Origin of the sequence: Haemophilus influenzae, assembly GCF_001457655.1 — a bacterium.
Taxonomy (GTDB): Bacteria; Pseudomonadota; Gammaproteobacteria; order Enterobacterales; family Pasteurellaceae; genus Haemophilus; species Haemophilus influenzae.
In genome coordinates this window covers 1,769,595-1,795,728 of record NZ_LN831035.1, presented here as the reverse complement: position 1 = coordinate 1,795,728, position 26,134 = coordinate 1,769,595, and the positions used below count along the sequence as shown (strand labels likewise).

23 protein-coding genes are annotated in these 26,134 nt (G+C 37.5%); 11 read left to right on the top strand and 12 right to left on the bottom strand.

Features of this window, described 5'->3' with window-relative positions; genetic code table 11:
- Positions 1–94: 94 nt before the first annotated feature.
- On the bottom strand, positions 95–1,501 hold the full coding sequence (gene nhaC / locus AT683_RS08845; RefSeq protein WP_005651758.1) for a Na+/H+ antiporter NhaC: 1,407 nt from the start codon (positions 1,499–1,501) through the stop codon (positions 95–97).
- A gap of 1 nt (position 1,502) precedes the next feature.
- Positions 1,503–2,675: a MalY/PatB family protein gene (locus AT683_RS08840; RefSeq protein WP_011272389.1), complete on the bottom strand. Its 1,173-nt coding sequence runs from the start codon at positions 2,673–2,675 to the stop codon at positions 1,503–1,505.
- 212 nt (positions 2,676–2,887) lie between these two features.
- On the opposite strand from AT683_RS08840, the gene xylA reads away from it, so the two are divergent.
- Together xylA and xylB are read left to right on the top strand one after the other, a co-directional pair.
- A complete protein-coding gene (xylA, locus tag AT683_RS08835) occupies positions 2,888–4,207 on the top strand; it encodes a xylose isomerase (protein WP_005690713.1) in 1,320 nt (439 codons plus the stop codon).
- Positions 4,208–4,263: 56 nt separating this feature from the next.
- A complete protein-coding gene (gene xylB / locus AT683_RS08830; protein WP_032826718.1) occupies positions 4,264–5,745 on the top strand; it encodes a xylulokinase in 1,482 nt (493 codons plus the stop codon).
- 50 nt (positions 5,746–5,795) lie between these two features.
- Here xylB and rfaD read toward each other — a convergent pair whose 3' ends face one another.
- Positions 5,796–6,722, bottom strand: a complete 927-nt coding sequence (gene rfaD, locus AT683_RS08825; RefSeq protein ID WP_005690709.1) for an ADP-glyceromanno-heptose 6-epimerase — start codon at positions 6,720–6,722, stop codon at positions 5,796–5,798.
- Between the two features lie 52 nt (positions 6,723–6,774).
- Complete coding sequence (locus AT683_RS08820) at positions 6,775–7,278, bottom strand: protein disulfide oxidoreductase (protein WP_005686413.1); 504 nt, start codon at positions 7,276–7,278, stop codon at positions 6,775–6,777.
- Positions 7,279–7,388: 110 nt separating this feature from the next.
- On the opposite strand from AT683_RS08820, the gene deoC reads away from it, so the two are divergent.
- Positions 7,389–8,060, top strand: coding sequence for a deoxyribose-phosphate aldolase (deoC, locus tag AT683_RS08815; RefSeq protein ID WP_005690707.1), 672 nt, complete (start codon positions 7,389–7,391; stop codon positions 8,058–8,060).
- Between the two features lie 33 nt (positions 8,061–8,093).
- Here deoC and AT683_RS08810 read toward each other — a convergent pair whose 3' ends face one another.
- A complete protein-coding gene (locus tag AT683_RS08810; RefSeq protein WP_005647634.1) occupies positions 8,094–9,623 on the bottom strand; it encodes a YifB family Mg chelatase-like AAA ATPase in 1,530 nt (509 codons plus the stop codon).
- A 114-nt stretch (positions 9,624–9,737) separates the two neighbouring features.
- On the bottom strand, positions 9,738–10,355 hold the full coding sequence (gene yihA, locus AT683_RS08805; RefSeq protein WP_005690705.1) for a ribosome biogenesis GTP-binding protein YihA/YsxC: 618 nt from the start codon (positions 10,353–10,355) through the stop codon (positions 9,738–9,740).
- 104 nt (positions 10,356–10,459) lie between these two features.
- Here yihA and AT683_RS08800 point away from each other — a divergent pair, with 104 nt between their 5' ends.
- On the top strand, positions 10,460–11,326 hold the full coding sequence (locus tag AT683_RS08800; protein ID WP_021034921.1) for a VirK/YbjX family protein: 867 nt from the start codon (positions 10,460–10,462) through the stop codon (positions 11,324–11,326).
- A 39-nt stretch (positions 11,327–11,365) separates the two neighbouring features.
- On the opposite strand, the gene oppF is transcribed toward AT683_RS08800, so the two are convergent.
- The 5 genes from oppF to AT683_RS08775 all read right to left on the bottom strand — a co-directional run bounded on the left by oppF (position 11,366) and on the right by AT683_RS08775 (position 16,913).
- Positions 11,366–12,364 carry a murein tripeptide/oligopeptide ABC transporter ATP binding protein OppF gene (oppF, locus tag AT683_RS08795; protein ID WP_005657282.1) on the bottom strand — a complete coding sequence of 333 codons (999 nt, stop codon included), beginning with the start codon at positions 12,362–12,364 and terminating at the stop codon, positions 11,366–11,368.
- Positions 12,361–13,332, bottom strand: a complete 972-nt coding sequence (gene oppD / locus AT683_RS08790) for an ABC transporter ATP-binding protein (RefSeq protein ID WP_005647625.1) — start codon at positions 13,330–13,332, stop codon at positions 12,361–12,363. Before oppD ends, oppF begins: the two co-directional genes overlap by 4 nt.
- A 9-nt stretch (positions 13,333–13,341) precedes the next feature.
- Entirely contained in the window at positions 13,342–14,277 is a 936-nt protein-coding gene (gene oppC, locus AT683_RS08785) for an oligopeptide ABC transporter permease OppC (RefSeq protein ID WP_005661282.1), read from the bottom strand.
- A gap of 9 nt (positions 14,278–14,286) precedes the next feature.
- On the bottom strand, positions 14,287–15,207 hold the full coding sequence (gene oppB / locus AT683_RS08780) for an oligopeptide ABC transporter permease OppB (protein ID WP_005690699.1): 921 nt from the start codon (positions 15,205–15,207) through the stop codon (positions 14,287–14,289).
- An 80-nt stretch (positions 15,208–15,287) separates the two neighbouring features.
- Positions 15,288–16,913 (bottom strand): ABC transporter substrate-binding protein, encoded by a 1,626-nt coding sequence (locus tag AT683_RS08775; RefSeq protein WP_014550932.1) that lies wholly within the window; start codon positions 16,911–16,913, stop codon positions 15,288–15,290.
- A 294-nt stretch (positions 16,914–17,207) separates the two neighbouring features.
- On the opposite strand from AT683_RS08775, the gene tal reads away from it, so the two are divergent.
- Positions 17,208–18,161, top strand: a complete 954-nt coding sequence (tal, locus tag AT683_RS08770) for a transaldolase (protein WP_011272395.1) — start codon at positions 17,208–17,210, stop codon at positions 18,159–18,161.
- A gap of 648 nt (positions 18,162–18,809) precedes the next feature.
- Here the strand turns inward: tal and AT683_RS09575 are convergent.
- Entirely contained in the window at positions 18,810–19,040 is a 231-nt protein-coding gene (locus tag AT683_RS09575) for a zinc ribbon domain-containing protein (protein ID WP_005663910.1), read from the bottom strand.
- Between the two features lie 196 nt (positions 19,041–19,236).
- Between AT683_RS09575 and AT683_RS08765 the strand changes: the two genes are divergently transcribed.
- The 6 genes from AT683_RS08765 (at position 19,237) to murE (ending at position 26,122) form a co-directional block, all read left to right on the top strand.
- On the top strand, positions 19,237–20,823 hold the full coding sequence (locus AT683_RS08765) for a carbon starvation CstA family protein (RefSeq protein ID WP_005690693.1): 1,587 nt from the start codon (positions 19,237–19,239) through the stop codon (positions 20,821–20,823).
- Between the two features lie 201 nt (positions 20,824–21,024).
- Positions 21,025–21,480 carry a division/cell wall cluster transcriptional repressor MraZ gene (gene mraZ, locus AT683_RS08760; protein WP_014550931.1) on the top strand — a complete coding sequence of 152 codons (456 nt, stop codon included), beginning with the start codon at positions 21,025–21,027 and terminating at the stop codon, positions 21,478–21,480.
- A 30-nt stretch (positions 21,481–21,510) separates the two neighbouring features.
- A complete protein-coding gene (gene rsmH, locus AT683_RS08755) occupies positions 21,511–22,476 on the top strand; it encodes a 16S rRNA (cytosine(1402)-N(4))-methyltransferase RsmH (protein WP_014550930.1) in 966 nt (321 codons plus the stop codon).
- Between the two features lie 2 nt (positions 22,477–22,478).
- Positions 22,479–22,802, top strand: a complete 324-nt coding sequence (ftsL, locus tag AT683_RS08750; protein ID WP_005647600.1) for a cell division protein FtsL — start codon at positions 22,479–22,481, stop codon at positions 22,800–22,802.
- 11 nt (positions 22,803–22,813) lie between these two features.
- Positions 22,814–24,646, top strand: a complete 1,833-nt coding sequence (locus AT683_RS08745; protein ID WP_014550929.1) for a penicillin-binding transpeptidase domain-containing protein — start codon at positions 22,814–22,816, stop codon at positions 24,644–24,646.
- 9 nt (positions 24,647–24,655) lie between these two features.
- A complete protein-coding gene (gene murE / locus AT683_RS08740) occupies positions 24,656–26,122 on the top strand; it encodes a UDP-N-acetylmuramoyl-L-alanyl-D-glutamate--2,6-diaminopimelate ligase (protein WP_011272398.1) in 1,467 nt (488 codons plus the stop codon).
- Positions 26,123–26,134 lie beyond the last annotated feature (12 nt).

Genomic DNA, 26,134 nt, shown 5'->3' with positions numbered 1-26,134 from the left:
GGGAAATTGCTATTTAAGTTATAATAGAAAAGATATTTAGCTTCAAGATAAAAATAGCCAGAATAACTGGCCATTTTTATATCCAATACCACATTTATTTTTTTAGCTTCGCAATACCTATTCCACTTGCACCATAAATAATAGCAAAGATAATACCGCTCCAACATAAAATTGCCCAAGGTAAATAAGACAATGTTGCAACACCTAATGTGCCTGCCATATATGCACCTGCGGCAGTCCATGGCAAAATAGGTTCAATAATTGTTGCGGAGTCTTCTGCTGTTCGACTTAGATTTTTTGGATGTAATCCTTTTTCTACATACGCATTTTTAAGCATTTCTCCTGGAATTAGAATAGAAATTTGCCCATTACAAGTAACCCCAATCATTGTTAGACCGCAAAGAATCGTTGTAATAATCAAAGAAAGAGTTGAATGAACAAAGGTGAGTAATTTTTGAATAATCACGGTTAATGCACCGCTCAATTGTAATACACCTGCAAATGATAATGCACAGAAACAAATTAATAGTGTTCCCATCATTGAGTTCATTCCACCACGATTCAACAAACGACTTAAATCAGAGCTAACTGAAGTATGGTGAATCATTGAGGTATCAAATCCATTAACTGCGCTATTAATCACATCAGATAGAGAGAATTTTTGAATTAAGATAGCATTAATAATTGCGATAAATGCTGATAATAACATCACTGGAATAGTCGGTTTCTTAGTAATAGATCCCCATAATACAATAGCGACTGGAATAAGTAATAGAAAGTTAAAATGATAAACTTGCTCTAACTCATGAATCATTGTATTTACTTTTTCTGGAGTCGCTACATTAGAAAAATCGTAGTTTAAACCATATACCACATAGACAGTAGCCGAAAGAATAAAAGATGGTAATGTTGTATAAAGTAAGTGAACTATATGCTCATATAAATCTACGCCAGCAGCTGCGGATGCAATATTGGTTGTATCAGATAATGGCGATAATTTATCTCCAAAATACGCACCAGCGACCACAGCACCTGCCGTAGCAGCCAAATTGGCGTCTAATCCAATCGCAACTCCCATAAATGCCACACCGACAGTCCCTGCTGACCCCCAAGAGGTTCCAGTACAAATGGAAACAATAGCAGTAAGGAATAAGGCTGTCACATAAAGATATTCTGGTGATATTGCTTTTAGTCCGTAGTAGATCATCATAGGAATTGTTCCTCCACTAATCCAAGTTCCAATTAATAATCCTACAGTAATTAAAATTAATAGCGCAGGCATTGTTTTAGCTATTTTTTCTGAAATGGCGTCTAAAATATCTAAATAGCAATGACCTAATTTAATAACTAAAAAACCAGCAAATACCGTTGAAATAATCATTAATGGCTCTGCTGGCAAATCAAATAAAGCATACCCAAGCCCTAACAGTAATAGCATCACAATGATTGGTGAAAAAGCTTCTAATGTTGTTGGCATTCTTGTGCGATGAGTGGTTTTCATATTAAATCTCCCTATTGTTTAATAAACAAAACCCATTTTTGATTCGATTCAATGCTTCTAATAATTTTTTTCTAGGCATAGCGACATTCATACGAAAGAAACCATCTCCCTCTTTGCCAAATTCACTCCCCAAAGATACTTTTACTCTTGATAAATTATTAATCCAATAAGCTAATTCATTTTCATTTATACTTAGCTTTTTATAGTTTATCCAAAGTAAATAAGTTCCATCACTTTCAGTAATATCTAATAATGGAATATACTCATTGAAAAATTCTTTTACTATCTTCTTATTATTCTTTATGTATTCTTTTAGATAGATTACCCAATCAGTACAATATTTATATAACGAAATAATAGCTGGTATAGAGAAATAATTTGGATTATGTATACCTAATGCCATCATTTCTTTTATAAATTTTTCTCGAATTTCTTTATTCTCAATAATTAGGTTAGCTATTTCCAATCCAGGAATATTAAAAGTTTTTGCTGGGGATAAACAGATCATTGAGTGATTTGCTACCCATTCATCTAATGATGATATTAAATAGTGGGAGTCATTTGTTAGTGTAAAGTCTGCGTGGACATCATCGGAAATGATAAATACATTATGTTTTTTAGCTAAGTTTATAATTTTAATAAGGACTTCTTTATTCCAAATCGTTCCAGTTGGATTATGAGGAGAAATTAAAACAAATACTTTAGAATGTTTAAAACATTCCTCTAATAAATGAAAATCAATATGATACTTTCTATTTTCATAAACCAAAGGACATTGATATAATTTTCTGTCATTTAATTTTATCGTGTTTAATATTGGACTATATGAAGGTGATAGAATACATATTCCATCATTTTCTTTTGTAAATGCTCGTATATAAATAGATACGGCTTGGATTATTCTTGGGCAAAATACAATTTTTTCAGAGAGAACAGAATAATGATATTGTTCGAAAATATAATCACTGATTATCTTGTAATAGTCGGCTGGTAATTCAGTATAACCATAAATTCCTAAACGATTAAATTTTTCTAATTCATCTATCATTATCTGAGGGGCTGGAATATCCATATCCGCAACAGACATTGGAATAATATCATTATCTACATTCCATTTAGCACTAAATGTATTTAGACGATCAATAATCACATCAAAATTATAAAAATTATTCATTATTCCTCCTGATGTATAAGGCAAATTTACTTTAGTCAAAGAAGAAAAGAATTAAAATTACTAAAACTACTTTATCTATTACGTTTTTTCACAACTGTGATCCACGCCACAGTTGCAAATAATCAACATAGAAAAATTAAATAACATAATTGATGAAAAGTTAGTTTTTCACAAAAATGCGAAAAATTTCATCACCTAGAGAGGAAAATGTTATGACAACCTATTTCGATAAAATTGAAAAAATCTCCTTTGAGGGAGAAAAATCCACAAATCCTTTTGCTTTCAAACATTATGATGCTAATCAAGTAATTTTAGGTAAAACTATGGCTGAACATTTACGCTTGGCGGTGTGTTATTGGCATACCTTTTGCTGGAATGGGAATGATATGTTTGGGCTAGGTTCTTTGGAGCGAAGTTGGCAGAAAAATCCAAATGTGCTTGCTGGCGCAGAACAAAAAGCCGATATTGCTTTTGAGTTTTTGAATAAGTTAGGCGTGCCTTATTATTGTTTTCATGATGTTGATATTGCACCTGAAGGTAATTCAGTGCGGGAATATGTACAAAATTTTCATCATATTGTTGATATTTTAGAACGCAAACAAGTAGAAACGGGTGTAAAACTCTTATGGGGAACTGCAAATTGTTTTACTAATCCTCGTTATATGTCTGGTGCAGCAACCAATCCTAATCCTGAGGTTTTTGCTTGGGCTGCAACACAAGTGTTTAATGCGATGAATGCCACTCAACGTTTAGGTGGAGAAAATTACGTATTATGGGGTGGACGTGAGGGGTATGAAACTTTATTGAATACCGATTTGAAACGTGAACGTGAACAAATTGGTCGTTTTATGCAAATGGTGGTAGAACATAAGCATAAAATTGGGTTTAAAGGTACATTATTAATTGAGCCAAAACCGCAAGAACCAACTAAACATCAATATGATTATGATGTGGCAACAGTGTATGGTTTCCTAAAACAATTTGGTTTAGAAAAAGAAATTAAAGTTAATATTGAAGCTAACCACGCGACGCTTGCTGGCCATACCTTTCAACATGAAATTGCAACAGCTTGTGCATTAGATATTTTTGGCTCAATTGATGCTAATCGTGGCGATCCACAATTAGGCTGGGATACCGACCAATTCCCAAATAGTGTTGAAGAAAATACGTTAGTTATGTATGAAATTTTAAAACATGGCGGTTTTACTACTGGAGGCTTTAATTTTGATGCGAAAATTCGCCGACAAAGTATTGATCCTTATGATTTATTTTACGCTCATATCGGTGCAATTGATGTATTGGCATTATCCTTAAAACGTGCAGCAAAAATGTTACAAGAGAAAACCTTACAAAAAATTGTTAATGCACGCTATGCAGGTTGGAATAGTGAACTTGGTCAGCATATTTTGCAAGGTAAAACTTCACTTGAAACACTTGCGCAACTTGTCCAACAAAAAGATTTAGCACCAAAACCAGTTTCAGGTCAGCAAGAATATTTGGAAAATTTGGTAAACCAAGTTATTTATAGCTAAAAATGAAGCAAAAGTGCGGTTGTATTTCACCGCACTTTTTTATTTTAGGAGACATTATGTATATAGGAATTGATTGTGGCACACAAGGAACAAAGGCAATAGTGCTTGATTCTGTCCAAAAAAAAGTGATTGGAGTTGGTTACGCAAAACATGAATTAATTACACAATCCAATGGAAGACGTGAACAACAACCAAATTGGTGGATTGAGGCATTACAACAAGCATTACAAATTGCATTGAAACAAGCAAAAAATTCACCGCACTTTTCACCTAATTTAGTGAAGGGAATAGGCATTTCAGGACAACAACATGGACTGGTAATGTTAGATAAAAACGATCGTCCTCTATATAAGGCTAAGCTTTGGTGTGATACAGAAACCGCTACGGAAAATGATATACTGATCGAAAAATTAGGCGGACAAACAGCCGTATTTGAAAAATTAGGCATCATTTGCCAAACTGGTTACACAGCTTCAAAACTAAGTTGGTTTCGTCAAAATTATCCTGACAAATTTGCCAATATTCGCAAAATCATGCTGCCACACGATTATCTAAATTATTGGCTAACAGGAAAATTCTGCACTGAATTTGGTGATGCTTCTGGTAGTGGTTATTTCGATGTTGTGAAAAGAGAATGGAAAAGAGAAGTCTTCAAATATCTTGCACCAGAATTAAATATGGATGAAGTGTTACCAAAATTACTTTCTGCTGAACAAAAAATCGGTGTGATTAAACCTGAAATTGCGACTTTATTTGGTTTTAATGAGAATGTCATCGTCTCCACAGGTGGAGGCGATAATATGATGGGAGCAATTGGTACAGGAAATATTCGAGAAGGGATTGCTACGATGAGTCTCGGTACTTCTGGTACCTTGTATGCTTATACGCAAAAGCCATTGCTTAATTTACCACCAATGATCGCAAATTTTTGTTCAAGTAATAATGGCTGGTTACCACTGGTTTGTGTAATGAATATAACCTCCTCAAATAAACAGCTAATGAATTTGCTCAATATTGATATTGAAGAATTAAATCAACTTGCTCAACAAGCACCTATTGGCGCGAATGGCATCACTATTTTGCCATTCTTTAATGGTGAAAGAGTTCCACCTTTACCCAATGCAAAAGCGAGCATTTTAGGATTAGATTCAAGTAATTTCACACGAGAAAATCTTTGTCGAGCAATGATGGAAAGTGCTACTTTTACGCTTCGCTATGGCTTAGATTTATTTCGTCAAGCTGGCCTCGAAACCTCACAAATTCGCCTAATTGGAGGTGGCGCGAAAAGCTCATTTTGGCGGCAAATGATTGCTGATGTGATGAATTCTGAAGTGGTATGTTTGCAGGAAGAAGAAGCTGCTGCATTAGGAGGAGCAATTCAAGCTATGTGGGCAAATGGAGAAGGAGAACTGGAATTTTTATGCGAAACCTTCATTCACTTAGATGAAAACTCAAAAGCTTATCCCAACTTATCACAGGTGAAAAATTATCAAAGTGCTTATGAGCGTTATTTAATACATTTATCACAATTATATTAAATAAAATCCCCTATGCCGATAAGCTATAGGGGATTTACTACATTAATAATTTATTTTCTATTCAACCACGCCATATATTCAGTCACGCCTTCCGCGACTGTTTTGAATGGTTTATCGTAGCCTGTTGAGCGAAGTTTAGTTAAATCTGCTTGAGTATATTCTTGATAACGAGATTTCAAATGCTCTGGGAATGGAATGGTTTCAATCTCGCCTTTTCCGTGGAATTTCACTACCGCATCAGCCACCGCACGGAAACTTTCTGCATTTCCTGTACCAAGGTTGTAAATACCCGAAATACCATTTTGCCAACACCAAATATTCACTGCAGCCACATCGCCTACATAAACAAAATCACGGCGGAATCCTTCGCTGCCTGCAAATAATTTTGGATTTTCGCCTTTTAAGATTTGGTTATTCAAGTGGAATGCCACACTCGCCATTGAACCTTTATGATTTTCACGCGGCCCGTAAACATTGAAATAACGGAAACCACATACTGGCGATTTTGCTTCTGGCAAAATGTTACGCACATATTGATCGAACAAGAATTTAGAATAGCCATACACATTTAATGGGCCTTCAAATTCACGTTCTTCACGGAATACTTTGGTGTCTCCATAAGTTGCTGCGCTTGAGGCATAGAAAAAAGGAATTTCACGGTCAAGGCAATAATGCAACAACTCTTTAGAATATTCGTAGTTGTTGTGCATAATGTATTTACCATCCCATTCCGTAGTCGCAGAACATGCCCCCTCGTGGAATACCGCATCAATATCGCCAAATTCATCGCCCGCAATAATAGAAGCAATGAAATCTTCTTTATCGCAATAATCTGCGATGTCTAAATCAACTAAATTTGCAAATTTCGTGCCATCTTTTAAGTTATCCACCACTAAAATATCTTTGCGCCCTAAATCATTCAATGCTTTGACAATATTACTGCCAATAAAACCAGCGCCGCCTGTTACAATAATCATAATTCTGTCCTCTTTAAAATAAGTTTGCGTATTGTAATAGATTTTCTACCGCTTAGCCAAAAAACTCTGCGAAAAACAACCGCACTTTTAATCCCCAATAACTCGTAAGGCCTGTCGTAACAAGATCCATTTTGCCTTTACTCAACAACACAATTGTGGGTGTCACATTAATTTGCCATCGTTCTGCAAATTCCCCTTTAGGATCATTAACCGTAGTGAAGTGGTAGTCATGCTTACTTAAATAATCATTTACGTCCGCCTCATTGCCTGAGCGTAATGCCACCGATACAACTTGATAGCCTTCGTTTGCTAAAGAATTAATTGCTGGCGAAGTATAACGACAATAACCACACCAAGTTCCCCAAAAATAAAGTAATGTGGGTTTGTTTTGATCAAGACTATCAAGAGAGAACGTACTCCCTTGAAGATCTTGTAACGTGATTTTATTTATTTCCTTTGGCACTACAGGGCGACGAACAAAATCCAGTATGCTAGTTATCACAATAAAAGTTAAAAAGAGGGATAATCCATTCTTGAGTAATTTTTTAATCTTCATTTTATTTATTCCTTATCTTGTTGAGATGATTGTAATTGAGCGTACAACCATAGTCAAAAATAAAGAATTTTTGCTACAATAGGTAAAACATAAATAAAAGGAGGAAAATAATGACATCAAATCAACTTGCTCAATATATCGACCACACCGCACTTACCGCAGAAAAAAATGAACAAGATATTTCGACACTCTGTAATGAAGCGATTGAACATGGATTTTATTCTGTATGTATCAATTCTGGTTATATTCCACTCGCTAAAGAAAAACTTGCTGGCTCAAATGTAAAAATTTGTACCGTAGTTGGCTTCCCTTTGGGGGCGAATTTAACCTCTGTCAAAGCATTTGAAACGCAAGAAGCTATTAAAGCGGGTGCAAATGAGATTGATATGGTAATTAATGTAGGTTGGATAAAATCGCAAAAATGGGATGCAGTAAAACAAGATATTCAAGCTGTATTTAATGCTTGTAATGGCACGCCATTAAAAGTAATTTTAGAAACTTGTTTGCTCACTAAAGATGAAATAGTGAAAGCCTGCGAAATTTGTAAAGAAATCGGTGTAGCTTTTGTTAAAACATCAACGGGTTTCAATAAAGGCGGCGCAACTGTAGAAGATGTTGCATTGATGAAACAAACGGTCGGCAATATTGGTGTTAAAGCATCAGGTGGTGTGCGTGATACTGAAACTGCACTTGCAATGATTAAGGCGGGTGCGACTCGCATTGGTGCAAGCGCTGGCATTGCAATTATTAGCGGTACGCAAGACACTCAAAGCACTTACTAATCCTTTCACGCGTGGTATTCTTTCCACGCGTTTTTACATATTCGACAATTTCTGCAGCAAACGATCCATTGCTCGATAGCCCAAGGCCTCCGCCAAGTGCGGTTGAGAAATTTGTTGTTCTCCTTGTAGATCGGCAATGGTTCGAGAAACTTTCAAAATACGATGATAAGCCCGTACAGAAAGCCCAAGTTTATTCAGTGCTTTTTCAAGGAAAAAGGCATCTTTATCATTTAACTTGCAATCACGCTCAATCTCTTTACTGTTCAAATAAGCGTTGATTTTCCCCGCTCTTTCCATTTGAATCTCACGTACTTTTAACACTTTTTCACGAACTTGCACGCTGGTTTCGCCACGATCGCCCGTATTTTGCAAGCTACCTTGTGGCAGTAAAGGCACTTCAATAGATAAATCAAAACGATCTAAAAATGGCCCTGAAAGTCGATTCAAATAACGCATAATTTGCTGTGGTGAAGTGCGGTTATGTGTCCCAGTATAATGGCCTGTAGGGCTTGGATTCATCGCTGCCACTAATTGAAAACGAGCTGGGAATTGAATTTTTGCATTGGCACGAGAAATAATAATCTCACCACTTTCCAAAGGCTGGCGTAGTGCATCTAACACTTTTCGCTCAAATTCTGGAAGTTCATCAAGAAAAAGCACCCCATTTGTTGCTAAGGATATTTCGCCAGGTTTAGGGATCGTTCCGCCACCAACTAAAGCCGGCATTGATGCACTATGGTGTGGTGCGCGAAAAGGACGTTGCTTCCAATTATGAAAATTTAACTCGTTTTGAACTAAACTCGTTACAGATGCTGTTTCTATCGCTTCTAAATCTGTCATTTCAGGTAAAAGCCCTGTCAAACGGCTGGCTAACATGGTTTTCCCTGTACCCGGTGGGCCAAGAAAGAGCAAATTATGCTGCCCCGCTGCGGCAATGGTCAATGCTCGTTTAGCGTGCTGTTGTCCGATAATATCCGTTAAATCTAACGTATTTTTACCTGAAAAATTTACCGCACTTTCTTTCACAATTTCAGTGGCGAGGGGTAATTTTTCCTGACCATTGAGAAATTGCACTACATCTAAAAGCGTTTGAGCAAAATAAGTATTTTGATCAGACACGAGCGAGGCTTCATTAGCATTTTGTTTCGCGATAATTAACTCTCGCTTTGACTTTTGCGCTGCAAGAATAGCGGGAATCACACCATGTACGCCACGCAATTGGCCCGTCAGCGCAAGCTCTGCCACAAATTCAAATTGCTTTAAACGGCTTGCATCAAGCTGATCTGATGCAGCTAAAATCCCGATAGCAATAGGCAAATCAAATCTTCCGCCTTCTTTCGGTAAATCCGCAGGGGCGAGATTCACTGTGATACGCTTGGCTGGGTATTTAAATTGTGCATTCATCAACGCACTACGCACCCGATCTTGTGCCTCTTTCACGGTTTTTTCTGGCAAACCAACAAGTGTAAATCCTGGTTTTCCGTTGCTTAAATGCACCTCAATGGTGACTAGCGGTGCTTGCACACCCATAGAAGCACGGCTGTAAACAATAGCAAGGGACATGATAATCCTTAAAGTGCGGTAAAAATGAAGATAGTTTTTGCACTATAAAAAAAGCACGTAATGAAATCATTCATTCCGTGCTTTTTTTGCGATCTAGATCGCAAAATTCATATTTTATTTCGCAAAAAGTGGCGAAAACCAAAAATCTAATTTCGCCGCCAATTTATCAATACCAATTTTATTTTGTGCAGAAAAAGCCTCAACTTGTATATCGCCTTGAAATGGAAGAATTGCTTCACGCACCATTTTTACTTGTTTACTACGTGCACTTTGGCTCAATTTATCGGCTTTAGTAAGCAATAAAAGTATCGGTAAATCTGCTGAAACCGCCCATTCAATCATTTGTTGGTCAAGATCCTTAAGCGGATGGCGAATATCCATCAACACAACCAATCCCGACAAACATTCTCGTTTTTGCAAATATTCGCCCAAGGATTTTTGCCATTGGATTTTCATTTGCTCTGGCACGGCAGCATAACCATAGCCTGGTAAATCCACCAATTTATAATTTGGTTCCACTTCAAATAAGTTAATCAATTGCGTGCGCCCCGGTGTTTTTGAGGTGCGCGCTAAATTTTTTTGATTGGTTAGTGCATTAAGTGCGGTCGATTTTCCTGCATTTGAACGACCCGCAAACGCAATTTCAATGCCCGTATCTTCAGGAATGGAACGAATATTCGGCGCGCTCGTTAAAAAGTGGGTTTTGTGGTAATTAAGTTTAATTTCAGACATAAGTATTCCTTTTAAAAATTGTGTTTAGAATAGCATAAATGGAAAATTTCCTGAAATTATGTCAAAATTCTCTCTGAAATTATAATCAATTAATGGCAATCCAGATGACAACAAAAACAACTTACCAATGGCCTCAATCTAAGGATATTTATCCATATCGACCAGGGCGTTTTGATGCACCAAAACATTGGCGTTATAACTTACGTAGCTTTTTAAATCGTGGTTCAATTCGTCGCTTTGAACAATTTATCAATCAACATCCTTTTCTCGTCGATATTTTTAATACGCACTTGGATTATAGTTATCCTGTTGCTTGTCGTTTTTTAGATAAGCGTTTTAACGCATCACAACGTTTTCATGCCGTTTGTGAGAATCTTTTATTTTTACCCGAAAAACTTACCGCACTTTCTACGCCGTTATGGGAAAAACCTCTAAGTTTTGGCGAAGTCATTCCTGATTTTGAAATGACATTAAGCATGACAACCCATCAACCGATGGAGGGGTATTGGGTATTGGAGCTATGGCATAAACCAAGAAATGAATTAGTTTATTTGCTTACTTTTGCCAAATTAGGCGATGCGTTGCTTATTGCTGTTGTACAAGGGCCAAATTTTGAAGGCTCAAAGGAAATGGTGAAACAACTAACCAAATTATGCCACGGTTTACGCCCTGCCTATTTAATGGTTGAAACCATGAAATCACTCACAAAAATACTAGACTACGATAAATTGCTTGGCATTCCGCAAAAATACCAAAATAAATCTCGCTTCATTCAAAGTAAACAATACACAGTGGACTATGATGCAATTTTTGGCGAATCAGGCGGAGAATTAAAAGATTACTGGGAATTGCCTTTAGAAATGGATAGAAATCTGGATGATATTCCAAGTAAAAAACGTTCCATGTATCGTAAACGTTATGCGATGCTAGATGATTTGGCTAAGGTAATTGAAGAAAAGTTAGGATTGTAAAAGTAAAAAGTGCGGTGAATTTTAACCGCACTTTTTGTTTTATAAGACTTTCAAGCAAGCCACAAAATGGCTGTTGTTTTGGCTGGTGAAAGGTGGTTTTTGTTTCGCACAATTCTCATCAGCCTTTAGACAGCGAGTACGAAATACGCAACCAGACGGTGGATTAATTGGCGAAGGCAAATCACCTTCAAGTAATTCGATGGATTTATTGCGTTCCAATTTTGGATCGGGGATCGGAACAGCAGACATTAAGGCTTTGGTATAAGGATGTTTGGTATCGTTATATACTTCCACATCGCTGCCTAATTCCATTGCATTGCCTAAATACATCACTAATACGCGGTCAGAAATATGTTTTACCACCGCTAAATCATGGGCGATAAAAATTAAGGAAAGCCCCATTTCTTTTTGCAGGGATTTCAATAAATTCACCACTTGAGCCTGAATCGACACATCTAACGCTGAAACGGGCTCATCACAAATGATCATTTTGGGCTCAATGATTAACGCACGAGCAATACCGATACGCTGACATTGACCACCAGAAAATTCATGTGGGTAGCGGTTAATCAAGTTCGGTAAAAGCCCAACTTTCAACATCATAGCTTGCACTTTTTCTTTCACTTCGGCGGCACTTAAGTGCGGTTGGTAGATCTTTAATGGCTCAGCAATGATTTCGCCAATATTCATTCGCGGATTGAGAGAGGCGAGCGGATCTTGGAAAATCATTTGAATATCTTTACGCGTTTCTTTCCATTGTTTCGCTGATTGTTTTCGTAAATGTTTACCAAGCCACAAGATTTCCCCTTCACTCGCTTCGACTAAACCGATAATAGCGCGTGCAAGTGTGGATTTACCACAACCAGATTCACCTACTACGCCGAGAGTTTCACCTGCGTAAAGTTTAAAAGACACATCCTTCACCGCTTTTAAGGTTTGCGGTTTGGCGAAGAAAAGGGATTTATCATTTTTAATTTTAAAACTGACGCCTAAGTGATTGACTTCAAGGAGTAATTCTTTGTTGTTTGAGACTGTCATAGGTTAAATTTCTCCGCTGATAACCAACAATTACGTAATTGACCGTGATTAAATGTAGTCAGTTTTGGCGCAATTTGGCATTGTTCGGTAGCAAATTGGCAACGAGGTGAGAATGGACAACCTTTTGGCAAATGCAATAAATTCGGTGGATTGCCAGGAATGGTGACCAAGTGTTCTTCATTGCCGTCTAAGCGAGGAATCGCATCCATTAAGCCTATGGAATAGGGATGGGTTGGATGATAGAAAATTTGTTCCGCTGTGCCGTATTCCATGGTTCGTCCAGCATACATCACCATGACTTGATCGCAGATACCAGCCACTACCCCAAGATCATGGGTAATCATAATAATCGCAGTATTAAATTCGTGTTTTAACTCATTTAACAAGGTCATGATTTGTGCTTGAACGGTCACATCCAAAGCGGTTGTTGGTTCATCTGCAATGAGTAGTTTGGGACGGCATAATAGGGCCATCGCAATCATCACCCGTTGACGCATACCGCCAGAAAACTCGTGCGGATACATGCCCATGCGTTTTTTAGCTTCTGGCATTTTAACTGCGTCTAACATTTTCACGGATTCGGCAAAGGCAGTTTGTTTATCATAGCCCTTGTGCAATTGCAGCACTTCCATGAGTTGTTCACCGATTTTCATGTATGGGTTGAGTGACGTCATTGGATCTTGGAAAATCATGGAAATTTGCTCGGCGCGGATTTTATTCAATTCAGCATTCGGTAAATTAACTAATTCTTTCCCTTCAAAAATGGCAGAGCCTTCCACTTCACCGTTGGCTGCCAATAAACCCATTAAAGCAAAGGCTGTTTGTGACTTGCCTGATCCACTTTCGCCTACAATGCCCAGCGTGCTTCCTGCATTCAGCGTGAAGTTTAAGTCATTCACTGCTGTAACGACGCCATCTGGTGTTTTGAAGCGAACGTAGAGATTTTTTACATCTAATAAAGGATTCATTATTCGCTCCTATCTATCTTTCGGATCGAGCGCATCACGCAACCCGTCACCGATAAAGTTAAAACAAAATAGGGTAAGGCAAAGGAAAAATGCCGGGAAAATTAATAACCAAGGCGACACTTCCATTTGTGCAGCACCATCACTTAAGAGTGCGCCCCAACTACTCATCGGCTCTTGTGTACCTAATCCTAAGAAGCTTAAGAATGATTCAAATAGAATGAGCCCAGGCACTTCAAGCGAGGCATAAACTGCCACTAAGCCTAATACATTCGGAATAATGTGTTTCAAAATGATTTGGCGACGAGGTACGCCACAAACGATGGCGGCTTCGACGAATTCTTTATTTTTTAGGCTGAGGGTTTGTCCGCGTACAATACGTGCAAGACCAAGCCAGGCAATGGCCCCGATAGCGATAAAAATTAAGAAAATGTTTTGGCCAAAAAGGGTCACCAACAAAATCACGAAAAACATAAATGGAAATGAGCTAAGAATTTCCAAAAAGCGCATCATCAGCATATCTGTTTTACCGCCTACATAACCGGAAATAGCCCCATAAATTGTGCCGATAGTCACGGAAATGAAAGCACCAGCAATACCGACCAATAATGAAATACGTCCACCGATAGCAGTACGTACCAACAAGTCTCGACCTGAGGCATCGGTACCGAAGAAGTGATAGCCTTCCATTGTTGGTGCGGCGCTCATCATATTCCAATCGGTATCTTCATAGGTAAATGGGAAGAACCAAGGCGCTACGGTGATAAATATAATAATAAACGCCAAAATAATCAGACTGACAACGGCCGCTTTGTTGCGGAAAAAACGGCGTTTCGCATCTTGCCATAGGCTGCGGCCTTCCAGTTGCATTTCTTCAATACGGTCAGCCACTTGTTCCACAAAATCCGCATTTTTCTGATTAATCGGCTGAGTACGATAATCTGTCATAACTTATCCTTAATAACGAATTTTTGGATCGATGATGGCGTATAAAATATCCACAATCGCATTAAATAAAATGGTTAATGCCCCCACTAAAATGGTGAGGCTCAAAACTAAAGAGTAATCGCGGTTCAATGCGCCGTTTACAAATAATAACCCCATGCCAGGTAAACCAAATACGCTTTCGATGACCATTGAGCCAGTAATAATCCCTACGAAAGCAGGTCCTAAATAGGTTATCACGGGTAAAAGTGCGGGACGCAAAGCATGTTTTAAAATGATTCTCGACATGGAAAGTCCTTTAGCTTTGGCGGTTCGAATAAAGTTGGAATGTAACACTTCAATCATCGAACCACGCATGATACGCGCAATCCCTGCAACATAAGCGATAGTTAAGGAGGCTACAGGTAAGATCATGTACATGGCGGTACCGCCGTTCCAACCGCCAGCTGGCAGCCATCCTAGATAAATGGCGAAAATTAGCACTAAAACAGGTGCAAATACGAAGCTTGGCATAATGACCCCAAGCATCGAGAAACTCATCAAAATATAATCCCAACGGCTATTTTGATTGAGAGCGGCGAGCGTACCTGCTGTTACTCCTAGCACGACTGCAAAGGCGAAGGCCACCATTCCCAATTTTATGGAAACAGGGAAAGCTGACGCGATTAAATCATTGACTGATTGGTCTTTATATTTAAAAGAGGGACCAAAATCTCCTTTGGAAAGATTTTCTAAATAAAGGAAATATTGTTTATATAATGGTTCATTTAAATGATACTTCGCTTCGATATTAGCCATGACTTCTGGCGGATAAGCGCGTTCAGAAGTGAAGGGGCTGCCAGGGGCAAGACGCATCAAAAAGAAAGAAAAAGTAATCAAAATAAACAGCGTCGGTAAGGCTTCCAACAGCCGTTTAAAAATAAACTTGAGCATAACAACTCCAACCAAAATGGGCGAAAAGTGCGGTCAAAAAATACGACGATTTTTAACCGCACTTAAATACGAGCAACGAATTAATGTTTAATAATATAAAGATTGCGTAAGTAAATATGATCTTGTGGATCTTTGCCTGAATAACCTTTTACGTAAGGTTTCACTAAGCGTGGATTCACATAGTTAAAGATTGGTACGATACCGTAATCTTTTCCAAGAATTTCTTCGGCTTTCGCATAAGCTTTTGCACGACCTTCTGCATCAGTTGCTGCGTAAGATTCTGCCATCGCTTTATCATATTCTGGATTCGCATATTTCGCGGTATTGTTACTAGAATTAGATAAGAAATAGTTGCCGAATGTTGTTGCTTGGTTGTAATCCGCATGCCATCCAGTACGCGCCACATCGTAACGACCTGCACGACGGCTATCAATGTAAGTTTTCCACTCTTGGTTTTCTAATTTCACATCAATCAAACCTTTGGTGTTAGCTTTCCACATAGAAGCTGCAGCAATAGCCACTTTTTTGTGGTTTTCATTGGTATTATAAAGAATGCTGAATTTCAACGGATTCGCTTTACTGTAACCAGCTTCTTCTAAGAGTTTAATGGCTTCTTCATTACGTTGTGCCATCGGTTCTTTTGAATAAGCAGGTTGTTGAATGAGATGACCTTCTTCGATGTAAGTTGGGGTAAACACATAGGTTGGTGTTTGACCTTGGCCCAATACTTTATCGGTGATCACATTACGATCAAGGGATAAGTTCAAGGCTTTACGAATATTCACGTTATCAAAAGGTGCTTTCTTATTGTTTAATTCATAAGAATAAGTTCCTAGGGTACGAGTAACGTATACTTCGCCTAGCAATTCTTTTTTTAATTTAGCGAATTGTTCTGGCGGTAAACCATAACTGGTCATGTCTAAATCGCCCGCACGATAACGTGCTACATCGGTACTTGGGTTTTCAATGGCGAGGAATGTCGCACTATTGATTACGGTTTCTTTATCGTTCCAATAAAGTGGGTTACGTTCAAATTCGATTTTTTCGTTAATGATGTGGTTAGCCAGCTTATACGCACCGTTACCCACGTAGTTTTCTTTTTTCACCCATGCATCACCCAATTTTTCGACTACTTTTTGTGGTAATGGCAATAAGGATTGGTGAGTCGTTAAACTGACTGCATAAGGCACAGGATTGGTTGCATGAACCACAAAGGTGTAATCATCTTTTGCTTCCACGCCTAATTCAGCCGGTTTTTTCTTACCGTCAATAATGTCTTGCGCATTTTCAACTTGTAAATAACTTAAGTAACTCGCATAAGGTGCAGCAGTTGCAGGATCCACTAAACGACGCCACGCAAACACGAAATCGTGTGCAGTAACAGGATCTCCGTTTGACCATTTAGCATCTTTACGTAAATGGAATGTCCAGGTTTTGAAGTCAGGTGTATTTTCCCAGCTTTCAGCCGCACCCGGTTGAAGTTTACCTTCAGAGTCTGAGGTGACTAAGCCTTCAAGTAATTGATAAGCAACGTTAGATTCTGGCACACCTTCGGTTTTGTGTGGGTCAAAACTTTGCGGTTCAGCCCCGTTATTGATGACGATATGTTGTTTTTCATCTAATTGTGTTCCTTCAGGCACTATAACTGCTTGCACAGAATAGGAAAGAGCAAGAGCGATTGCAGAGAAGAGTAGTTTGTGTTGCATTTGAACCTCCTTGTTATTAGGCGATATTTTTATAAAAAGTCTTCTACTTATTAGCTCAAAAATTCATTTTTGTAAAGATTTGTCAGGAAATTATTTGAAGAAAAATTGAGTTTTGTGAGTTGTGTCTAATAAATCGCTAAAAAAATTGCTAAAAGTGATGATATGAGAGGGGGGAATCTAGGATGTATTGATTTTTCCTATTGTAAATATTTTCCTACATAAATTACCCTTTTAATGCTAATTGTGCTATCGTAACCTGATTAGATTTAAACAAGTCCATTCAAGGAGAATACAATGACAACACAGTTAGATTCACTTCGTAATATGACCGTCGTCGTAGCTGATACTGGCGATATTGATGCAATCAAAAAATACCAACCACAAGATGCAACAACAAACCCATCTTTAATTTTAAGTGCTTCAGCATTACCACAATACGCCCCATTAATTGATGAAGCGGTTGCTTATGCAAAAGCTCAAAGCAATGATAAAGCACAGCAACTTATTGATGCAGAAGATAAATTAGCGGTAAATATTGGTTTAGAAATTTTAAAAATCGTTCCAGGGCGTATTTCTACTGAAGTGGATGCGCGTCTTTCTTACAACACACAAGCAACGGTTGAAAAAGCGCGTAAATTAATCGCACTTTATAATGCAGCAGGCATCTCAAATGATCGTATTTTGATTAAAATCGCTTCCACATGGCAAGGTATCCGAGCTGCAGAAATCCTTGAAAAAGAAGGCATTAACTGTAACTTAACCTTATTATTCTCTGAAGCTCAAGCTCGTGCTTGTGCAGAAGCAGGCGTTTACTTAATTTCTCCATTTGTAGGTCGTATTTTAGACTGGTACAAAGCAAACTCCGACAAAAAAGAATATGCGCCAGCAGAAGATCCAGGCGTTATTTCTGTCACCAAAATCTACAATTACTACAAAGAATATGGCTACAATACAGTTGTGATGGGCGCAAGTTTCCGTAATGTAGGCGAAATTACTGAACTTGCAGGTTGCGATCGCTTAACCATTGCACCAGCATTACTGAAAGAATTACAAGAAAATTCAACCGCACTTATACGCAAACTAGAATACAAAGGCGAAGTAAAAGCGAAACCACAACCATTAACAGAAGCTGAGTTCTACTGGCAACATAACAGCGATGCTATGGCTGTTGAAAAATTAGCAGAGGGTATTCGTAAATTTGCTATTGACCAAGAAAAATTGGAAACCATGCTTTCAGCAAAACTTTAATCTATAATTCAATATAAAAAATAACCGCACTTCAATCTGCTCTTGAATTAGTTAAAGAAAATATTTAACTAATTTGAGTGCAGATTTTTTATTTATTAAGATATAAAAGTGCGGTAAAAATTCGGTGTATTTTTGTTTATTTACTCCTAGCGGCAATAGATAATGGTTACAGAAATATTATTAAGTAATACATTTTCATAACAAAATAGATGAAATTTATTATAAAAATATTTTAATAAAGATAAATTATATTTTTAATTTATACTAAATTAGTAGTTAGAATTTTAACTTGCGATAATCAGATAAAAGTGGTAGTTCTCTTAAGATTTTATACATTCCAGAATGACTACCATTTGATATATGATTATAAATTAGCTTAATAAATCACTTAATTTCTTAATTAAGATAATTTTTCTTTCCTCAAAGAATTGATCAAAATTACCAATAGATAAGTTCACATCAGGTATAAAGATGGTTGTCGAAAAAAGAGGTTATATTAGATTTTGCATTTTTATCTACCATTCTTCAAGAGAAGCATCTTTTTTTCGATGTATTTTCATCAAGCCATTGTAAGTTATAAATAGAATTATAATTTTTATCAGCTTTTTGAGTTAATAGTAACTCCTTAATAAATTTATCATTGATAGATTAATTTACCATCCAGCTTGTGACTGCGATAAAAATAGCAAAGATGCAAAACCAAATTATGTGGAGTTTTGTGCTTTTACGATTGACTTCTTCATTATGTAAGCGTCGAGCTTCTAATCTTTGTTTGTACATCTCTAGATCTTTTTGTTTGAAAGAGAAGCCGCAATTAGGGCAATTTTCTGCATTTTCACTAATCTTTTTTCTGCATTCAGGGCATCTTGTTAAGGACATATTTGCTTTTATACCTATTCAATTACTTATTTATTAGCATTTTAATGGATGTTTTAGATTTTACAAATGTGATACAAGTCACAAATCTTATAAAAATCTTTAAATTCAATTTTGATTTGACGTAATTTGAAATAGAATACAGCCGCTTGTTTAGGGCATATAAATACTTTTACTTTATTTTTTGAGGAGCCTTCCTATGTTATGGTTTTTCTTTTGTGTAGCCGTGTTGATTATCGGTTACTTTATTTATGGAAAAATTATCGAAAAAATTTTTGTGATTAATCCAAAACGTCAAACACCTGCTTACCAAGTAAATGATGGTGTGGACTATATGCCAATGTCTAAAACGAAAATTTGGCTAATTCAATTGTTAAATATTGCGGGAACAGGCCCTATTTTTGGCCCTATTCTTGGTGCATTATATGGACCTGTTGCAATGCTTTGGATTGTTATTGGTTGTATTTTTGCGGGCGCAGTACACGATTATTTCTGTGGTATGTTAAGTATTCGTCACGGTGGCGCAACAATGCCATATTTGGCGGGTAAGTTTTTAGGTCGTCCCGTTAAAGTCTTTATCAATACATTAGCACTTGTGTTGCTTTTACTTGTCGGTGTTGTGTTTGTGGCAAGCCCAGCTCAATTAATGGGTACCATTACAATGGATGTATTTGGTGCTTCGCAAAGTGCGTTAGTGCTTGGTGATGCAGAGGCAGTTCATCATTCTGTTGAAGCTGGTGGGATTAAAGTATGGGGAATGGATAAAGCAACAGTGGTTGCTCTGTGGACAGCAATTATTTTTGCTTATTATATTCTTGCAACCTTACTTCCAGTTGATAAGATTATTGGTCGAATTTATCCACTCTTTGGTGCGTTATTACTCTTTATGTCAGTTGGTATGGTATACGGATTAGTTGTTTCACATTTTAGTGCAACAGATCCAATTGAGTTTTTCCGTACAATCAATGCTGATGGCGAGGGTTTAACTTGGGCGAAATTTACACAAAATTTCCAAGTGAAAGGTGATGTTCCAATTTGGCCACTTTTATTCTTAACTATCTCTTGTGGCGCATTATCAGGTTTCCACGCAACGCAAACTCCATTAATGGCGCGTTGTACAGAAAATGAAAGTGAAGGTCGCTTCATTTTCTACGGTGCAATGATTACTGAGGGGGTAATTGCATTAGTATGGTGTATGGTTGGTCTTGCATTCTATGAAAATCCACAAGCGTTACAAGATGCAATTTCAGCAGGTTCTCCATCTAAAGTTGTGTATGATAGTTCGTTACATTTCTTAGGTTTTATTGGTGGTATTTTTGCCATATTAGGCGTGATTGTTCTTCCTATTACTTCTGGCGATACTGCATTCCGTGCTGCGCGTTTACAGATAGCCGAAATTTTTAATGTTGATCAACGTTCATTACCTAAACGTTTATTAATTGCTGTGCCGTTGTTTGTATTAGGTTATTTTATTTCAACCATTGATTTCAGCGTATTATGGCGTTATTTCACTTGGGCAAACCAAATGACAGCAATGGTAATGTTATGGACTGCAGCGGGATATTTATATCGTTATCATAAATTCCACTGGGTTGCGTCTCTTCCTGCGTGGTTTATCACAACAGTATGTGCAACTTATTTGTTCTACAACAAAATTGGTTTCGGCTTAGATTATCAGCTTTCTGTGTATCTTGGTTTAGCAACAACCATCGTTTGTATCGTATTGTTCTTCACAATGCTTAAACCATTAGGTACGCGAGATGAAGAAGCTTATATAAATAATTAGTCAATAAAATTTGATGAAAAAAGCCGTTTGAATTGTTTATTCAAACGGCTTTTTTATTTTGATAAAAATCAGTTGCTTTAATGTGGAATTACTTGCAAGTTGAGCGAACAAATTATAAACTTGCCAGAAGTGGAGAAAAGTGGTGTTTTGTGGAGATTTTTAGAGATTTTCTAAAAATAAGTTCAATTTTTAAGGCGTAATATGTTTCGTGGTGCAACGGCGGTTAATTTAGATTCTAAGGGACGTGTAGCGATTCCAACTCGCTATCGCGCTGAAATTCTTGAAAAGAACCAAGGGAAAATGGTTTGTACTGTAGATATTCGCCAACCCTGTCTTTTACTTTATCCCCTTGATGAATGGGAAAAAATCGAACAAAAACTTCTCGCACTTTCTAACTTTGATCCTACCCAACGCCGTTTGCAGCGAGTAATGCTTGGCCATGCCACTGAATGTGAGATGGATGCTCAGGGTCGTATTTTGCTTAGTGGGCCATTACGCCAACACGCAAAATTAGAAAAAGGTTTAATGTTGGTAGGGCAACTTAATAAATTTGAAATTTGGAGCGATGTAGAATGGCATACTCAAATTGCAGAGGATATAGAAATTGGCTCCAGCACAGATTTTGCTGCTGATGCGTTAAATGATTTCTCATTATAGAAAATAATGTAGTACTTTTATCTTAAATTTATGAATAGCGAAAATTCCTTTTCTTCATCTGAACATATTACAGTTTTACTTCACGAAGCCGTGAATGGCTTGGCATTGAAGGAGAATGGCATTTATATTGATGGTACTTTTGGGCGTGGGGGGCATTCTCGGTTTATCCTTTCTCAACTTTCTTCTAATGGTCGTTTGATAGCTGTAGATCGCGATCCTCGTGCTATTGCAGAAGCACACAAAATCCAAGACTCGCGTTTTCAGATTGAACATAACAGCTTTTCGCATATTCCTGAAATTTGTGACAAATTAAATTTAGTGGGCAAAATTGACGGTATTTTGCTTGATCTTGGTGTGTCTTCCCCTCAGCTTGATGAAGCAGAACGTGGTTTTAGTTTTATGAAAGATGGCCCGCTTGATATGCGTATGGATACAACTCAAGGTTTATCTGCTGAAGAATGGTTAAAACAAGTGTCCATTGAGGATTTAACTTGGGTGTTGAAAACTTTTGGCGAAGAGCGTTTCGCTAAACGTATTGCCACTGCTATTGTTGATTTCAATAAAAGTGCGGTAAAAAATAGCACAGAATTTTTATCGCGTACCAGTCAATTGGCGGAACTTATTTCACAGGCAGTTCCTTTTAAAGATAAACATAAACATCCTGCGACGCGTAGTTTCCAAGCTATTCGTATTTTTATTAATTCGGAATTAGATGAATTAGAAAGTCTGCTTAATTCTGCGTTAGATATGTTAGCACCAGAAGGTCGTTTATCAATTATTAGTTTCCATTCTTTAGAAGATAGAATGGTGAAACATTTTATGAAAAAACAAAGTAAGGGCGAGGATATTCCCAAAGGTTTACCATTGCGAGAAGATCAAATTCAGCGTAATCAAAAATTAAGAATTATTGGTAAAGCCATTCAGCCAAGTGATGCAGAAATTCAAGCAAATCCTCGTTCAAGAAGTGCCATATTACGTGTGGCAGAGAGAATTTAGCGATGTCTGAAAATAATAAGCCTCGTTATCCGTTACAGCAGATTTTAGTCGAAGATTTATTTTCTTCAAATAAGTTAGTGGTGTTGCTGTTAATAGGGATTTTAGTTTCTGCAATGGGAACGATTTGGATAACCCATAAAACTCGCCAATTAATTTCTGAAAATGGAATGTTAATTTTACAGCGTCAAGCACTTGAGAATGAATACCGTAATTTACAAGTGCAGGAAGCTACGGAAGGGGATAGCACGCGTGTAGAATCTATTGCGATTAGTACATTAAAAATGAAAGTTGTTTCTTCAGAGCAAGAAGTTGAAATTAGAGAATAATAGGTAAAAAAATGGTGAAATTTAATTCCTCGCGTAAATCAGGTAAGTCAAAAAAAACAATTAGAAAATTGACCGCACCTGAAACTGTAAAGCAAAACAAGTCTCAAAAGGTGTTTGAAAAATGCTTTATGCGTGGACGTTATATGCTTTCTACGGTTCTTATTTTACTCGGTCTGTGTGCTTTAGTCGCACGAGCAGCTTATGTTCAATCTATTAATGCCGATACGTTATCAAATGAAGCGGATAAGCGTTCTTTGCGTAAAGATGAAGTATTATCGGTGCGTGGTTCTATTTTAGATCGTAATGGTCAGCTTTTATCTGTAAGCGTGCCGATGAGCGCGATTGTGGCAGATCCAAAAACGATGTTGAAGGAAAATTCGCTTGCGGATAAAGAACGAATTGCAGCTTTAGCCGAAGAATTAGGTATGACTAAAAATGATTTAGTGAAAAAAATTGAGAAAAATTCTAAATCTGGTTATTTGTATTTAGCACGTCAAGTTGAATTAAGTAAAGCTAACTATATTCGTAAATTAAAAATTAAGGGTATTATTTTAGAAACAGAGCATCGCCGTTTTTATCCTCGTGTAGAAGAAGCTGCACACGTGGTGGGTTATACGGATATTGATGGAAATGGTATTGAAGGCATTGAGAAAAGTTTTAATTCCCTGCTTGTTGGTAAAGACGGTTCACGTACTGTTCGTAAAGATAAACGAGGAAATATTGTTGAACATATCTCCGATGAGAAAAAATATGATGCACAAGATGTTACCTTAAGTATCGATGAAAAATTGCAATCTATGGTGTATCGTGAGATTAAAAAGGCGGTGTCTGAGAATAATGCAGAATCTGGTACTGCGGTGTTAGTTGATGTTCGTACTGGGGAAGTGTTAGCTATGGCGACTGCGCCCTCTTATAATCCAAACAACCGTGTTGGCGTGAAATCAGAGTTAATGCGTAACCGTGCAATTACCGATACTTTTGAGCCAGGTTCTACGGTAAAACCTTTCGTTGTTTTAACCGCACTTCAACGAGGTGTAGTTAAACGAGATGAAATTATTGATACTACGTCCTTTAAATTAAGCGGTAAAGAAATTGTGGACGTTGCACCACGTGCTCAGCAAACTTTAGACGAGATTTTAATGAACTCTAGTAACCGTGGTGTAAGTCGTCTTGCATTACGTATGCCACCTAGCGCATTAATGGAAACTTATCAAAATGCAGGTTTAAGTAAACCGACAGATTTAGGCTTGATCGGAGAACAAGTTGGGATTTTGAATGCAAATCGTAAACGCTGGGCAGATATTGAGCGTGCAACAGTCGCTTATGGTTATGGTATTACTGCGACACCTTTACAAATTGCTCGTGCCTATGCAACCCTTGGTAGTTTCGGTGTTTATCGCCCGCTTTCTATCACTAAAGTTGATCCGCCAGTTATTGGGAAACGGGTTTTCTCTGAAAAAATAACTAAAGATATTGTGGGAATTTTAGAGAAAGTAGCAATTAAAAATAAACGCGCAATGGTGGAAGGCTACCGTGTCGGCGTAAAAACAGGTACGGCACGTAAGATTGAAAATGGACATTATGTAAATAAATATGTGGCATTTACTGCGGGTATTGCACCAATTAGTGATCCTCGTTATGCATTAGTGGTTTTGATCAATGATCCAAAAGCAGGAGAATATTATGGTGGTGCGGTTTCTGCCCCTGTATTCTCTAACATTATGGGCTATGCGTTACGTGCAAATGCTATTCCGCAAGATGCTGAAGCAGCTGAAAACACAACAACGAAAAGTGCAAAACGAATTGTTTATATTGGCGAACACAAGAATCAAAAAGTGAATTAAGGAAAAATTATGAAAAAACTCACCGCACTTTTTAATTTGCCTGAATTAAAGAATGATATAGAACTCCATAATATGGTGTTAGATAGCCGTAAGGTTAAAGCTGGCGATCTTTTTGTGGCGATAAAAGGTCATCAGGTGGATGGAAATCAATTTATTGATTCTGCTCTTCATTCTGGTGCGAGTGCGGTGGTTTCTGAGACAGAATTATCTAGCGAGCATTTAACTGTGGCGTTTATCAGGAATGTGCCGGTAGTTAAATATTATCAACTTGCACGTCATCTTTCGTCCTTAGCTGATGTTTTTTATGATTCGCCCTCTAAAAATTTAACCCTTGTTGGCGTTACAGGAACAAATGGCAAAACCACTATTTCTCAATTATTAGCGCAATGGGCGGAATTATTGGGGCATCGTGCGGCTGTGATGGGAACCATTGGTAATGGACTTTTGGGGCAAATTGTAGAAGCTAAAAATACGACAGGTTCAGCAGTAGAAATTCAGTCATCTCTTTCAACTTTCAAACACGCAGGTGCAGATTTTACCTCTATTGAAGTTTCATCACACGGTTTGGCGCAGCATCGTGTAGAAGCCTTGCATTTTAAAGCGGCAATTTTCACGAATTTAACCCGTGATCATCTAGATTATCATCAATCTATGGAAAATTATGCTGCGGCGAAGAAACGCTTGTTCACTGAATTAGATACCCAAATTAAAGTGATTAATGCTGATGATGAAATTGGATACCAATGGCTAACTGAACTACCTGATGCTATTGCCGTAAGTATGAATGCGGATTTTAAAGTAGGTTCACACCAATGGATGAAAGCAATAAATATCCATTATCATTTTAAAGGTGCAGATATTACTTTTGAATCTAGCTGGGGTAATGGTGTTTTGCATAGCCCATTAATTGGTGCTTTTAATGTAAGTAATTTATTATTAGTAATGACCACGTTGTTATCGTTTGGTTACCCATTGGAAAATTTACTCGCTACGGCGAAATCTTTAAAAGGAGTATGTGGAAGAATGGAAATGATTCAATATCCAAATAAACCAATCGTTATTGTAGATTATGCGCATACACCAGATGCGTTGGAAAAAGCGTTGATTGCTGCGCGTGAACATTGCCAAGGCGAATTATGGTGCATCTTTGGTTGTGGCGGAGACCGTGATAGAGGCAAACGTCCGTTAATGGCACAGGTTGCAGAGCAGTTTGCTGAAAAGATTATTGTGACAAAAGATAATCCACGAACAGAACCACAAAGCCAAATTGAAGCAGATATTGTCGCTGGCTTTAAAAATATGGAAAAAGTGGGGATTATTCCTGATCGCGCACAGGCGATCCAGTTTGCGATTGAAAGTGCGGTAGAAAATGACGTGATTTTAATTGCTGGAAAGGGTCACGAGCATTATCAAATTATTGGTTCGGAAGTTGTGCATTTTTCCGACCAAGAAATTGCACTTGATTTCTTAAAATAATAATCACTCAAT